Below are 12,849 nucleotides of genomic sequence, written 5' to 3' on the forward strand. Positions count from 1 at the left end.
CCGGGCGCCGCCCTACCTGCCGCTCGGCCGCGGTGGGTTCCAGGGCGGAGAGCACCCGGGAGGCCGGCACGTTGTTGCGGTAGACCTCGATCTGGGAGCCGAGGGTCGCGAACTGGTCGACGAGGTTGTAGACGAAGGAGTCGCGGTTGTCGAGCAGAACCACCCGAGCCGGTGCCGATGCCTCGGCAACACTACGGGCGTCCTGCGCGGTGCTCTGGCTGCTGGTGAGGGGCATCATGGCTCAGGCCTCCTTGTCGGTCCGGCTGCCGGTCTGACTACCGGTCTGATTGCCGGTGCGGTCAATGACGAGGGTGGCGCCCTGCGCGGCGGCGACCGCCTCCAGGACGGCGCGGGCCTTGTGAACGGTCTCGGCGGCCTCGGCGGCCGGGGAGGAGGCCGCCACGACACCGGCCCCGGCCTGGACCAGGGCGGTACCGGCGGAGACGAAACCGGAGCGGATGACGATGCAGGTGTCCAGCTCGCCGTCACCGCGGATGTACCCCACTGAGCCCCCGTAGGAGCCGCGACGCACGCCCTCGGCCTGGCGGATGAGCTCGGCGGCCCGCAGCTTGGGGGCCCCGGTGAGGGTGCCCATCGTCATGGAGGCGCGGAAGGCGTCCAAGGCGTCCAGGTCCTCGGCCAGCTCGCCGGAGACCTCGGATACCAGGTGCATCACCCGGCTGTAGCGGTCCACGCGCAGGAGGTCCTGGACACTGCGGGTACCCGGACGGCTGACCCGGGCGACGTCGTTGCGGGCCAGGTCCACGAGCATGACGTGCTCGGCGACCTCCTTGGCGTCGGTGCGCAGCTCCAGCTCCAGGCGGGTGTCGCGCTCGTGGTCCACCGAGCCGTCGGTGTGCAGCCCGCGCGGCCGGGTCCCGGCGATGGGGCGGATGGCGACCCGGCCGCTGCGCACCGAGTACAGCAGCGCCGACTCCGGGGAGGCACCGAAGAGCTCGAAGTCCGAGGAGGCCAGGTAGAACATGTACGGGCTGGGGTTGGCGTGGCGCAGCACATGGTAGGCGGCCAGCGCATCAGGGCAGTCAATGGTGAAGCCGCGCGAGGGCACCACCTGGTAGACGTCGCCGTCGGCGATATAGCCGCGCATCTCCTCCACGACCGCCTCGAAGTCGGCGTCGGAGGTGGTGGGCACCGCGTGCAGGACACGGGAGCCGGGGGAGACGACGCCACCGGCCGGTGCCGGTGCCGGTGCCTCAACGGCTGTGTCGGCAGCTGCGTGCGCTGCGTCGGCAGTGTCGGCTGGGTCCTCAAGCCCGTCGATGGCGGCGGCCAACGCCTCCACGCGCCGCTCCAGGTCGGCGACGTCGACCGAGGCCCCCACCAGGGTTGCCTCCCGCGTGGGGTGGTCGACGACCAGGATGATGCGCGCGTCGTAGAAGAGGTAGTCGGGGCAGGTGTTGGCGCCCTGGGCCACCTCGGGCAGGGACTCGAAGGTGGACAGGTAGTCGAAGGCGAAGGCCCCCGCCTCCAGCGGCAGGTGGGGGGGGTCGACCTCGGCCCGGGCCAGGAGGCGCAGCGGCTCGATCGTGGACAGGGCGGTGAGCCGCTCACGCTCCTCGATGGTCGGGTCGTCGTCGCAGATCGTGGGCAGGGTCAGAGTCAACCGGCCGGGGGAGCGGTCGGTGACGTACTCGGCCAGCCCCTCCTCAAGACGCGCCAGAGCCGCCAGACCATCGGCCCCGGGGGCTCCTGCGTCAACGGCGTCCAGCGCCTCAGCCATCACGGTCCCGCCCCAGCAGGTCAGCCTGGTCGAGGCCTCCAGGACGGCGACCGTGGTACGCGAGGCCTTGGTGGTGATGTCGGCGCTCTCCAGCAGGACGCAGTCCACCGGCCGCACGGAGCCCTCGTCGGCCGAGCCCGCGGTGGTGCGCAGCAGACCGGAGCGAGTCAGCTGCTCCAGCAGGGCGCCGCCGTCGGCGTGGTAGCGCACCGAGCGCGTCAGCACAGTGGGCGAGGCGGCTGACGGTGCGGCCTCGGGGGTAGTGTCTGGCACAGAGTCTGGCACGGTGGGTGACATGGGGCCTCTTTCCTGAGATCGGGGTTCAGGCGGGCCTCTCACTCATGCGTCGGGCGGGCCCGCGGTGAGCGAGCCGGAAGGTCCTAACGCGTCAGGATGATGGCGGCTCGCCTCGAGGGGAGCCACCACCACTGGCGGTCACGGAACGCTGTCATGGCACCGAGGGTAGAACGAGGTCGTGACGTGACCAAATCGTCGGCCGGGGATGAGACGCCTGCCCGCCCCGGTCGTGTGGCGTGCACAGGCGTCGGTTCGGCTCAGGTGCTCGTCTGCGTCAGTTGCCCAGGCGGAGGGTTCTTCCACTGGTGGTGGCACTGGGCTTGGCGCTGGGCTTGTTGCTGGGTCTGGCAGTCTTGCTGCTCGCCTCGGCGACGGCGGAGGCTGCGTTGACAATGCCGGCGCCGCAGGACTTTCGGTCGCACTTGGCCATGGGGGTGGCCGTGTTCTGCAGGATGCTGACGACCTCCGCGGTCTTCAGATCGGGGTTGGCGGCCAGCATCAGCGCGATGGTCCCGGAGACGTGGGGAGCCGCCTGACTGGTGCCTATCATGAAGGAGTAAGCGGGGGCCTGTGGGGCTGTCGACGACTCGTCGGTCGTGGACAGGATCTTGGGGCTGGTCTTGCTGGCCTCTCCTCCGGGGGCGGAGATCTCGACGGTGTCACCGTAGTTCGAGAAGGACGAGCGGGTCCCGGTGCTCGTGGTGGCACCGACGGTGATGACGTTCTCGCAGCTGGCAGGATTGACGTTACCGGCGTCCTCATCACTGTTGCCGGCGGCGGCGACGATGATGGAGCCGCGTGCGACAGCGGAATCGATTGTCTTCTGCAGGAAGCGTGTGCACGCGCCAGGGCCGCCCAGGCTCATATTGATGACCTGGGCACGGTTCTTGTTGACCGGTACGCCGTTGACCTTGCCACCGGAGGCCCAGGTGATGGCGTCGACGAGGTTGGCGCCGTCGGAGCCGCAGCGGCCCAGGAAGCGGATGGGCACGATCTTGGCGTCCGGGGCGACACCTGCGACACCATCGCCGTTGTTCGTGCGCGCGGCGATGGTGCCGGCTACATGGGAACCGTGCCAGGTCGACTGCTGGCCCTTGTCCCGGTGCTTGCTGCCTGCGTCATGGGCGGAGCACTCACCCGGTTCGGACCAGTCTCCCTCGTCGGAGGGATCGGCGTCGTAGCCGTCGTTGTCACGGGCGCTCTCGGCGTCGGAGATGAAGTCGTAGCCCGGCAGGAGCTGGCCCTTGAGGTCTGGGTGGTCGGTCAGGATGCCGGAGTCGATGACGGCGACCGTGACGCCCTTGCCGGTGGACTGCGACCAGGCGTTGGTGGCGTTGATTCCGTAGGAGCCCGAGGTCATGTCCCACTGCTCGGAGAAGTAGGGGTCGTTGGGGACATTGCTGTCCTGGGCGGAGGTGTCGCCCAGGGCGGTGACGTGAATATCGGGCTCGACGGCCTCAATGCCGTCGGCGGCCTCGAGCGTAGAGATGAACTCCTTGACCTGATCCACGGTGAGCTTGCCACTCAGCTTCACGGCCGCTGTGCTCATGGCGTGAGCGGTCACGCTCTCCAGCTTGACCGAGAACTTTCCCGCGGCGGCGGTCAGCGCCTCCTTGTCCTTGGCGGGCAGGGAGTTGAGGACGTTCTCGCCGTAGGCCTTCGCGGAGGCGATGACCTTGCCCGCCGCCGAGTTCTCGGCGTAAGAGATGATGAAGCGGTCACTGGGCTCGGTGACCTTCGCCGCGTTGCCGTGGGCTGAGGTTGATGCCGCGGCGGTGGCTTTGTGACCGCCGAGGACTCCGGCGCGAACCAGGCCGACGGCGATGAGACAGATCACCGCGACGGAGGCGACGCTGATGAGCAGGACACGTTTTCTGCTGAGGGTCATGGTCATGGTGGGGAGGCTTTCGGTAGGGACGTCTCGGGACAGGGAGTGCTCAGACATCCGGAATGCGACGATTCTGGCATGAGACGGCGGAACAGGCTCACCCGTGAGTGTGGGGAGGCCTCCCCAGCGGGCTGTGGGGCCGGAGCTGCCCAGGTCAGACGCGCTCGCGGCGCCCGCCGTCCCGGCCTGCGCGCATGACCCGACTGCGGCGAGCCGTCATGTAACGGCGCAGCGGCGTGCGGCCGCACCTCACACTGCGGGGCGGCCCGGCGGGCTGGGGTGGTGGGCCGCCGCCGTGGGAGACTTGGTTCAGACCCATGCCGGATATGAGGAAGAGCCAGGAACCGATCTCCGTGTCACCGATCCCCACACCAGAGCAGATGACCAGCGTCCAGCCCGCCGCCACCGAGCAGGCCCGGCTGCGCAACTTCTGCATCATCGCGCACATCGACCACGGCAAGTCCACCCTGGCCGACCGCATGCTCCAGGCCACCGGCGTCGTCCAGCCCCGCGACATGCGCGCCCAGTACCTGGACCGCATGGACATCGAGCGTGAGCGCGGCATCACCATCAAGTCCCAGGCCGTGCGCATGCCCTGGACCATCGAGGGCGACGACGGCGTCACGCGCGCCTACGCCCTCAACATGATCGACACCCCCGGGCACGTCGACTTCTCCTACGAGGTCAACCGCTCCCTGGCCGCCTGCGAGGGCGCGGTCCTCCTGGTCGACGCCGCCCAGGGCATCCAGGCCCAGACCCTGGCCAACCTCTACATGGCCATCGAGGGGGACCTGACCATCATCCCGGTCCTCAACAAGATCGACCTGCCCGCCGCCGAGCCGGAGAAGCACGCCGAGGAGATCGCCTCCCTCATCGGCTGCGACGTCGACGATGTCCTCAAGGTCTCGGGCAAGACCGGCCAGGGCGTGCCCGAGCTGCTCGACCGGATCGTCGAGACCGTCCCGCCCCCGCACGGCGACCCCGAGGCCCCGGCCCGCGCCATGATCTTCGACTCCGTCTACGACACCTACCGCGGCGTGGTCACCTACGTGCGCGTCGTCGACGGCGCCCTCAAGCCCCGCGAGCGCATCGAGATGCTCTCCACCAAGGCCGTCCACGACCTGCTGGAGATCGGCGTCATCAGCCCCGAGCCCACGCCGTCGGCCGGTTTGGGGGCTGGCGAGGTCGGCTACCTCATCACCGGGGTCAAGGACGTGCGCCAGTCCAAGGTCGGTGACACGGTCACCTCCGCGGCGGCCCCGGCCGACGAGCCGCTGTCGGGCTATCAGGACCCCAAGCCCATGGTCTTCTCCGGCCTGTTCCCGGTGGACGGCTCGGACTTCCCGGCCCTGCGCGACGCCCTGGACAAGCTCAAGCTCAACGACGCCGCCCTGACCTACGAGCCGGAGACCTCCGTGGCCCTGGGCTTCGGCTTCCGCTGCGGCTACCTGGGCCTGCTGCACCTGGAGATCATCCGCGAGCGCCTGGAGCGCGAGTTCAACCTGGACATCATCTCCACCGCCCCCTCCGTGGTCTACGAGGTGACCATGGAGGACCGCACCACGCACACGGTCACCAACCCCAGCGAGTTCCCCGAGGGCAAGGTCGCTGCCGTCTCTGAGCCGGTGGTGCGGGCCACGATCCTGACCCCCAGCGAGTTCGTGGGCACGGTCATGGAGCTGTGCCAGTCGCGTCGCGGCACCATGCAGGGCATGGACTACCTCTCCGAGTCCCGCGTGGAGATGCACTACGTGCTGCCGCTGGCGGAGATCGTCTTCGACTTCTTCGACGCCCTGAAGTCGCGCACCCGCGGCTACGCCTCCCTGGACTACGAGGCGGACGGCTCCCAGGACGCCAACCTGGTCAAGGTCGACATCCTGCTCAACGGGGACAAGGTGGACGCCTTCAGCGCCATCGTCCACCGCGACTCCGCCTACTCCTACGGTGTCATGATGACCAAGCGTCTCAAGGACCTCATCCCACGCCAGCAGTTCGAGGTTCCCGTGCAGGCGGCCATCGGCACCCGCGTCATCGCCCGCGAGACCATCCGGGCCCTGCGCAAGGACATGCTCGCCAAGTGCTACGGCGGTGACATCACCCGTAAGCGCAAGCTGCTGGAGAAGCAGAAGGAGGGCAAGAAGCGCATGAAGGCCATCGGCCGGGTCGAGGTGCCCCAGGAGGCCTTCATCGCGGCCCTCGGCGCGGACACGCCCACCGGCGCCAAGCCGGGCAAGTAGCGCAGCCGCGGGCACGAACAGGACCGAGCAGGACCAGGACGGCGCCTGCGGACGACGGAAGGACGGCTGTGAACATGAGTGACACGAGTAGGCAGACCACGGTTGACACGGTTGACACTGCCCTGACCGACGACGGCTCCGGCCTGGTCCTGACCCGGGAGCTGGCCCGGGTCCTGGGCGAGCCCCACGCCGGCGCGGACGGGCGCCACAACGATGAGCCATCACCGTTCCACGACGGCGACCTGGTGGGAACCGTCAGCGCGGTGTGCACCGTCAAGGGGCTGCGGCCCGACGCCGGAGCGGCAGGCGTCTCGGCGATCCACAAGGGCGCCGTCAACGGTCCGGTTGAGGTGAGCCGCACCGGGATCGTCACCGACAAGCACGGGGACCGTGCCCACCACGGGGGCAGTGACAAGGCCCTCTACGCCATGAGCGCCGCCGAGCAACGCCACTGGTCCGAGGTCCTGGGCGGTATCGAGCCGGGGCGGCTGGGGGAGAACCTCCTCATCGAGGGGGACATTGACGACGTGGAGATCGGCGCGATCCTGTCCATCGGTGACCCGAGCAACGCAGGACTGCGGGTCAGGGTGACCGGTGTGCGCAACCCGTGCGCCACCTTCGCCCGAGGTGTGGGGCGCGCGGACTGGGTGGAGGTCTTCTCGGCGCGCAACCGGGTGGGCGTCTACCTGTCGGTGCTCACCGAGGGGACGGTGCAGGCCGGTGACGAGGTGCGCGTGGTCTCCTCCCCGGGCCACCGGGTCACCTGCCGGCGCTGGTTCGCCCACCACGACCCGCGCGACGCCCAGGCGCTGCTCAACTCCGAGATCTTCGGCAACTGCGTCATCGCGCCCTTCACCAAGAAGTACGTGCGCGCCGCCGCCCACGAGCGGGTCGGTTGACGGCGCGCCGCCCAGCGCCCGAAGGCGCCAGGCAGACGGTTTCGATACCTCACAGAAGTAAAGGACGCAAGGCTTCGTATGGCTCAGCACCACCCTCCCCGCTCCCACGCCATCCACTCCAGGGTGCGCTCCTTCTCGCGCGCCGGCGGCAGGCTGCGCCCCGCCCAGGCCGAGGCCCTGGCCAAGCTCGGTCCCCGCTACGTGGTCGATGTGCCGCGGGCCGACGCCGTGCGCACCGTGTCCCCGAGCTTCCGCCTGGATCCGGAGAAGGTCTTCGGGCACGTGGGGCAGGTGCGGCCGCTGATCGTCGAGGTCGGCTCGGGCAGCGGTGAGGCGCTCCTGGCCCATGCCGCCACCCACCCGGGGGTGGACTACCTGGCGGTGGAGGTCTGGGAGACCGCGATCGCCCGCCTGGTGACCTCGATCCACCGTCAGGGCCTGCACAACGTGCGCGTTGTCCCCGCCGACGCCTCCCAGCTGCTGGCCACGGCCTTGCCGGTGTCCTGCGCCAGCGAGGTGTGGGTCTTCTTCCCCGACCCCTGGCGCAAGCCCCGCCACCGCAAGCGCCGTCTGGTGACCACGGCCTTCGCCGACTCGGTTGCCCGCGTGCTGCGTCCCGGCGGGGTGTGGCGCCTGGCCACCGACTGGGCGGACTACGCCTGGCAGATGCGCGACGTCATCGAGGACGTGGCGGCGCTGCCCACCGGCCTGCGTCCGGACACCACCCTGCCCTACTTCCGGCACGACGACGCCGGCGCCCGCCCCGACCTGGGGGCCGAGACCGCAGAGGAGGACAGCCTGGGTAACGGCCTGGACCCGGGATCCCCGGCGGGGGTGCGCGGCGGGTGGTCGCCCCGTTACGAGGGGCGGGTCATGACCCGCTTCGAGCAGCGGGGCCTGGATGCCGGGCGCACAATCCGCGACCTGACCGCAGTGCGCACCGAGGTGGCCTGGATCCCCGAGCGGGGCGCCTCCATGCTGGACCGTCTCGAGGCCGAGGGGCAGGCCTGGAACCACCTGGAGTCCCAGCCCTGGCGGCTGCGTGAGGGGCGCGGTGACGGCCTGCTGCATCCGGCGGACCGGCTGTGACTGATGTCCCCAGGTTGCCCCGCCGCGCCTGGCTCATGGTCATCGTCCCCGGCTTCCTCGGGTTCTGCGCGGTCCTGCGGGCACCGGTCGGCGTCATCCCGCCCCTGCTGACGCGCCTGGGCCAGGACCTGGGCATGGGGGAGGTGGCGCGCGGCGCACTGACCTCCGTGCCGATCCTGTGCTTCGGGCTGCTTACCCCGCTGGCCTCGACCGTGGTGCGTCGCCTCGGCATCAACACTGCGGGCCTGCTCACCCTGGGTATGGCTCTGGCCGGGGCACTGCTGCGCTCGGCCGGCACCACCTGGGCGGCCTTCGCCGGAACCGTCATCATCGGGGCGGGGCTGACGGTGGGCAACCTGGTCGCGCCCATGGTCATCGGCCGCGACTTCTGGCACCGCACCTCACTCATGACGGGCCTATACTCCTCGACCTGCAACGTCATCGTCACCGCGGCCACCGCCCTGGCCGTGCCGCTGGCCCTTGTCATCGGCTGGCAGGGCTCGGCCGCCGCCTGGACCGCGATCCCGGTGCTGCTGGCCGGGGCCCTGTGGCTGTGGGTCTTCCCACCCGGCAGCAAGGCGCCCCGGCGGAGCCTGCGAGAGCGGTCGGGCATGACCTCCTGGGTGACGGAGCGCTCCCTGGCCCGTCCGACGTCGTCGGCCGGCGCCGCTGTCTGGAGACGCCCCCTGACCTGGGTGATGGCGGCCGCCTTCGCGGCCCAGACCTTCTCCTACTACGCGATCTCGGGTTGGCTGCCCACGGCCCTGGTTGACGAGCTCTCCATGAGCGAGTCCGCTGCGGGAGTGGCCGCCTCCGTGTTCTCCCTGCTGGGAATCGTGGGGCCCCTGCTGGTCCCGGTCATGTTCGAGGCACTGCGGTGGCCGGCCAGCAGGGTCCTCGGCGTCATCTGCGCCTGCTGGCTCATGCTGCCGGTCTGCCTGACGATGGTCCCCGGCTACTGGCTGGTGCCCTGCATGCTCTCCGGCATTGCACAGGGCGCCTTCTTCGCCGCCCTGTTCACCCTGGTCATCCACCGCTCGGAGTCGGTTGATGAGAACCGCCAAACCACCGCGATCATCCAGACGACGGGCTACTGCCTGGCCGCCGTCGGCCCCGTGGTGATGGGCTGGGTCCATGAGCGCAGCGGCGGCTGGGTGGCCCCTTTCTCCATGGTCGTGGGGGTGCTCGTGCTCATGACCGTATGCGCCCAGGTCGCGGCCCACGCGGGCGACTCCGGCAGGCCCGGGCCGTCCATCCCCGCCGGCGTCCTGCGGGGCGACGACGAGCGGGCCGAGCGAGGCGGCGAGCAGTGAGCCCGGCCCAGCCGGTGGGTGAGCCCCTGCCGGGAATGGGGGAGCTGCCGGTGCAGGTGGCCGCGCCCGCTCCGGGCGGGGGGCAGCGCCCGTTCTCGGTGTATCTGCACGTGCCCTACTGCCGGGTGCGTTGCGGTTACTGCGACTTCAACACCTACACGAACCTGACCATGGGGCAGGGCGCCTCGGCCGAGGACTTTGTGGGAACTCTCGCCGGCGAGCTGCGCGCCGCCCGCCGCGCCATGGACGACGCGGGCCTGCCGGCGCGCGCCGCCCAGACCGTCTTCGTGGGCGGAGGAACCCCCACCATGCTGCCCGCCGCCGACCTGGTGGGCATGCTGGAGCTGGTACGCGGGTGCTTCGGGCTCGCGGCCGACGCGGAGGTGACCACGGAGGCCAACCCGGACTCCGTGGACGAGGCCGGCCTGGCAGCCCTGGCCGAAGGCGGTTTCACCCGGGTCTCCTTCGGGATGCAGTCGGCGGTGCCCCACGTGCTGAAGGTTCTGGAGCGCACCCACGAGCCCTCCCGGGTGCCCCGCGTGGTGGAGTGGGCGCGGAGGGCGGGCCTGAGCACCTCCCTGGATCTCATCTACGGGGCGCCGGGGGAGTCCGCCGAGGACTGGCAGCGCTCCCTGGACGCGGTGACCCTCATCGGCCCGGACCATGTGAGCGCCTACGCCCTGGTCATTGAGGAGGGCACTCGCATGTGGGGGCAGGTCCGCCGCGGAGAGCTCCCGATGCCCGAGGACGACGACGAGGCCACCAAGTACGAGATGGCCGACGCCGCCCTGGGGCAGGCCGGCTACGAGTGCTACGAGATCTCCAACTGGGCGCGGCCCGGCGCCGAGTGCCGCCACAACCAGGCCTACTGGCTCGACTGGGACTGGTGGGGCGCCGGGCCCGGAGCCCACTCCCACCTGGGCGACGTGCGCCTGTGGAACACCAAGCACCCGGTCGCCTGGGCCGGGCAGATCGCCACCGGTCACCTGCCCGTCGCCGGACACGAGGTCATCGACGTGGGTTCCCGCGAGCTGGAGCGGATCATGCTGGGTATCCGGCTGCGTGAGGGCATCGAGCTGGCGAGCCTCGGGAATCGGCCGGACTGCCCCTCAGCGGAGCGCCCTGATGCGGGCCGAGCCACCCCGCCGCACCTGGTGCCTGTTGTGGCCGGCCTCGTGGCCGATGGGTTGCTCGACGCCGGTGCTGCCCTGAGGGGCCGGGCGGTCCTGACCCTGCGCGGCCGTCTCATGGCCGACACCGTCACCCGCGCCCTGACCCAGTGAGTCCGTCAAGCGGCGACTTCTGGCTGCACGTCATTGACGGCATCCTGCGCTACTCGCCGTCCGGCAGCATGTAGGCCTGAATCGCCCGGAACAGCTCAGGCGACAGCTCCACGTGGCCGAAGCGCAGCTTTGGCGCTACCTCGGTCCAGCCCGGCAAGGTGCGCAGGACATCAAGCGGGACCTCTCGTGCCGGTGTTTGCCACTCGATGTCACGTCGGTACGGAACGAAACCGGGAAACATCTCGTACTGTAGACCTCGTCCCCGATGACCACTCCGCAGGCAGTGATCGCCTGACAAGGACGGCGTGACCTGAACTCCTGCTTCGGTGAGTAGTAGAGGATGTAGTCACCTCTCTCCATACGTCGAAGCGGTGCCTTCTTGCCATGGCACAGCTGGCAGAACCCGCCAGCCACACCCAGAGCCACATGGTCCTTGGAAGCAATGCCAAGCCAGTGTCTCAATGTGCTGTCCTTCGTTCTCGTCGTGTCGGGCTCAGCCTGCATGCCGGTGAGTGGCCGGCTGGCGGCTGGGGCTCAACCGGCCACTCTCCGGCGTGATCGGTTCTGGTCACGACGCCTTCTCGTGAACGGTAATGGCGTAGCCGTCCGGATCGGCGAAGGTGAACGTCAGGCCGAAGGGGCTGGGAGCAGGATCGGCCAGGATTGCTGTTCCTGAGGCCTCGAGCGAGTCGTGCAGTTCCTGAACCGTGTCGCAGTGCAGCCAGAGTGCCACCCCGAGACCGGGACGGGGTGCCTCAGAGAGATCAACTCCGGGCAGGGGCTCGCGAACCGCGAAGGGGATCGGCGTTGTGGTGAAGAGGATGGCGCCAGGAGGTGAGGCTGGGGCGCGGCGCAGTCCCAGGGCATTCTCGTAGAACTCCGCGGAACGTTCGAGGTCGCTCACCTGCAGAGCGATGAAGTCGGGGCCGGTGACGGTCATGGAGATCTCCTCTCAGACGATGCATGTCAGGTTTCTGACATATCGAGAGTATGTCAGAATACTGTCATGAGTCAAGGCGACCCCCGGAACCTCCTCGGCTATCAGCTCAAGCATGTCCAGGCTGCGCTTCGAGCGCGTATGGACGAGGCCCTCCGACCTCTGGGGCTGAGTGCTCCCCAGTACCTCTGTCTCGAGCTGCTCAGTCGTGCCCCGGGGGTCTCGACCTCCGACCTTGCCAGGGAGGCCTTCGTGACCCGTCAGACCATGAGTACGCTTCTGCGGAGCCTGGTTGACCGCGGGCTGGCTCAGCGTGCCGCCCAAGCATCTTCCGGCCGCGCGCTGCCTGTGCGACTCACCCCTGAAGGGTGGGACCTCCTCAGGGAGGCGTCGAGGGTGACGGTGGAGGTTGAGCGGGTCATGACTTCACCGCTTAGTGAGTCCCAGTTGCGCGCGGTGCAAGAGGCGCTCTCGGTCTGCATCGCTGCTCTTGAGGAGTGAATCCGTGAGTTGCAGGGTGCTTCTCTCCGTCGCGCTGAGCTGGTGAGGCGGAGTAGCCTGACGATAGGTCAATAACCGGGCAGAATCGAGAGGGGACGGCTATGACGATGACACCTGGGGTGCAGGTCCTGCTCAGGGTGCCGGCGAACCATCTCGACCGGCCAGTCTCTGCTTTCGAGCGGTTCATCTCGCTGCCCGCCATCCTCACTGGTGCACGGGGTCGCGTGGCACGTGGAGGCCATCTCCTGGTCACCACCACAGAGGTCATCTTCGAGCCTCACGCCATGAATCTCAACAGTGAGCGAAGTCGGCTACGTATCCCCGTGGTAGAAATCCTTGCTGCACGCCCCAAGACCTTCATCCTCCACGCCACCGTCGTCATCTCAACCGCACGGGGAGGCGACCTGGAGTTCGTGACGTGGAGCAGGAGGAAGATCCTTGCGGCGATCCAGCAGGCGCGAGCCGCTCAAGGTCTGCCTCAGCTGATGTAGTAATATATCCAGCGTTATGTCAAGAACTCACGGCAGGCTGATGAGATGACTACTCCGCAGTATCCAGGTTACCCAGACGACGGTTCCCAGTCCGGTGGCGTCCCCCAAGGGGCAGGTGCCCCTGACTACGCGGCGCAACCCGGTTACGATCCTCAGGCCGGGGGTGCCTCGGG

General features: G+C 69.2%; 11 protein-coding genes and 2 pseudogenes. 7 read left to right on the plus strand and 6 right to left on the minus strand.

Annotation, left to right across the window (positions count from 1 at the left end; genetic code table 11):
• The 3 genes and pseudogenes from HMPREF2883_RS07500 to HMPREF2883_RS15770 all read right to left on the minus strand — a co-directional run.
• Positions 1-235: pseudogene (locus HMPREF2883_RS07500) on the minus strand (aminodeoxychorismate/anthranilate synthase component II); the annotation flags it as partial.
• A 6-nt stretch (positions 236-241) separates the two neighbouring features.
• A complete protein-coding gene (locus tag HMPREF2883_RS07505) occupies positions 242-2,038 on the minus strand; it encodes an anthranilate synthase component 1 (RefSeq protein WP_070660487.1) in 1,797 nt (598 codons plus the stop codon).
• Positions 2,039-2,312: 274 nt separating this feature from the next.
• Positions 2,313-3,932 carry a S8 family peptidase gene (locus HMPREF2883_RS15770; protein WP_275531644.1) on the minus strand — a complete coding sequence of 540 codons (1,620 nt, stop codon included), beginning with the start codon at positions 3,930-3,932 and terminating at the stop codon, positions 2,313-2,315.
• A 311-nt stretch (positions 3,933-4,243) separates the two neighbouring features.
• Between HMPREF2883_RS15770 and lepA the strand changes: the two genes are divergently transcribed.
• The 5 genes from lepA (at position 4,244) to hemW (ending at position 10,747) form a co-directional block, all read left to right on the plus strand.
• Positions 4,244-6,163, plus strand: a complete 1,920-nt coding sequence (gene lepA, locus HMPREF2883_RS07515) for a translation elongation factor 4 (protein ID WP_070660493.1) — start codon at positions 4,244-4,246, stop codon at positions 6,161-6,163.
• A 74-nt stretch (positions 6,164-6,237) separates the two neighbouring features.
• Positions 6,238-7,062: an MOSC domain-containing protein gene (locus tag HMPREF2883_RS07520; RefSeq protein WP_070660665.1), complete on the plus strand. Its 825-nt coding sequence runs from the start codon at positions 6,238-6,240 to the stop codon at positions 7,060-7,062.
• 78 nt (positions 7,063-7,140) lie between these two features.
• Complete coding sequence (gene trmB, locus HMPREF2883_RS07525) at positions 7,141-8,151, plus strand: tRNA (guanosine(46)-N7)-methyltransferase TrmB (RefSeq protein WP_070660497.1); 1,011 nt, start codon at positions 7,141-7,143, stop codon at positions 8,149-8,151.
• 35 nt (positions 8,152-8,186) lie between these two features.
• The gene (locus tag HMPREF2883_RS07530) at positions 8,187-9,464 is read left to right on the plus strand and encodes an MFS transporter (RefSeq protein ID WP_371080562.1); all 1,278 of its coding nucleotides are present in this window, start codon (positions 8,187-8,189) and stop codon (positions 9,462-9,464) included.
• A 35-nt stretch (positions 9,465-9,499) separates the two neighbouring features.
• Positions 9,500-10,747, plus strand: coding sequence for a radical SAM family heme chaperone HemW (gene hemW, locus HMPREF2883_RS07535; protein WP_070660501.1), 1,248 nt, complete (start codon positions 9,500-9,502; stop codon positions 10,745-10,747).
• Between the two features lie 49 nt (positions 10,748-10,796).
• On the opposite strand, the gene HMPREF2883_RS15515 is transcribed toward hemW, so the two are convergent.
• The 3 genes and pseudogenes from HMPREF2883_RS15515 to HMPREF2883_RS07545 all read right to left on the minus strand — a co-directional run bounded on the left by HMPREF2883_RS15515 (position 10,797) and on the right by HMPREF2883_RS07545 (position 11,687).
• Entirely contained in the window at positions 10,797-10,988 is a 192-nt protein-coding gene (locus tag HMPREF2883_RS15515) for an EVE domain-containing protein (protein ID WP_256277386.1), read from the minus strand.
• A gap of 14 nt (positions 10,989-11,002) precedes the next feature.
• A pseudogene (locus tag HMPREF2883_RS15855) lies at positions 11,003-11,251 on the minus strand (EVE domain-containing protein); the annotation flags it as partial.
• Positions 11,252-11,315: 64 nt separating this feature from the next.
• Positions 11,316-11,687 carry a VOC family protein gene (locus HMPREF2883_RS07545; protein WP_070660505.1) on the minus strand — a complete coding sequence of 124 codons (372 nt, stop codon included), beginning with the start codon at positions 11,685-11,687 and terminating at the stop codon, positions 11,316-11,318.
• Positions 11,688-11,753: 66 nt separating this feature from the next.
• Between HMPREF2883_RS07545 and HMPREF2883_RS07550 the strand changes: the two genes are divergently transcribed.
• Both HMPREF2883_RS07550 and HMPREF2883_RS07555 read left to right on the plus strand, forming a co-directional pair.
• Entirely contained in the window at positions 11,754-12,185 is a 432-nt protein-coding gene (locus HMPREF2883_RS07550; protein ID WP_070660506.1) for a MarR family winged helix-turn-helix transcriptional regulator, read from the plus strand.
• A 101-nt stretch (positions 12,186-12,286) separates the two neighbouring features.
• A complete protein-coding gene (locus HMPREF2883_RS07555; RefSeq protein ID WP_256277387.1) occupies positions 12,287-12,676 on the plus strand; it encodes a hypothetical protein in 390 nt (129 codons plus the stop codon).
• The last annotated feature ends 173 nt before the right edge of the window (positions 12,677-12,849 follow it).

The sequence above is a fragment of the Actinomyces sp. HMSC075C01 genome (assembly GCF_001812965.1).
Lineage (GTDB): Bacteria > Actinomycetota > Actinomycetes > Actinomycetales > Actinomycetaceae > Actinomyces > Actinomyces acetigenes.

Coding starts and splice junctions, on each gene's coding strand:
- HMPREF2883_RS07505 (WP_070660487.1), bottom strand. CDS start 2,038: ATGTCACCCACCGTGCCAGACTCTGTGCCAGACACTACCCCCGAGGCC.
- HMPREF2883_RS15770 (WP_275531644.1), bottom strand. CDS start 3,932: ATGACCATGACCCTCAGCAGAAAACGTGTCCTGCTCATCAGCGTCGCC.
- lepA (WP_070660493.1), top strand. CDS start 4,244: ATGCCGGATATGAGGAAGAGCCAGGAACCGATCTCCGTGTCACCGATC.
- HMPREF2883_RS07520 (WP_070660665.1), top strand. CDS start 6,238: ATGAGTGACACGAGTAGGCAGACCACGGTTGACACGGTTGACACTGCC.
- trmB (WP_070660497.1), top strand. CDS start 7,141: ATGGCTCAGCACCACCCTCCCCGCTCCCACGCCATCCACTCCAGGGTG.
- HMPREF2883_RS07530 (WP_371080562.1), top strand. CDS start 8,187: ATGGTCATCGTCCCCGGCTTCCTCGGGTTCTGCGCGGTCCTGCGGGCA.
- hemW (WP_070660501.1), top strand. CDS start 9,500: ATGGGGGAGCTGCCGGTGCAGGTGGCCGCGCCCGCTCCGGGCGGGGGG.
- HMPREF2883_RS15515 (WP_256277386.1), bottom strand. CDS start 10,988: ATGTTTCCCGGTTTCGTTCCGTACCGACGTGACATCGAGTGGCAAACA.
- HMPREF2883_RS07545 (WP_070660505.1), bottom strand. CDS start 11,687: ATGACCGTCACCGGCCCCGACTTCATCGCTCTGCAGGTGAGCGACCTC.
- HMPREF2883_RS07550 (WP_070660506.1), top strand. CDS start 11,754: ATGAGTCAAGGCGACCCCCGGAACCTCCTCGGCTATCAGCTCAAGCAT.
- HMPREF2883_RS07555 (WP_256277387.1), top strand. CDS start 12,287: ATGACGATGACACCTGGGGTGCAGGTCCTGCTCAGGGTGCCGGCGAAC.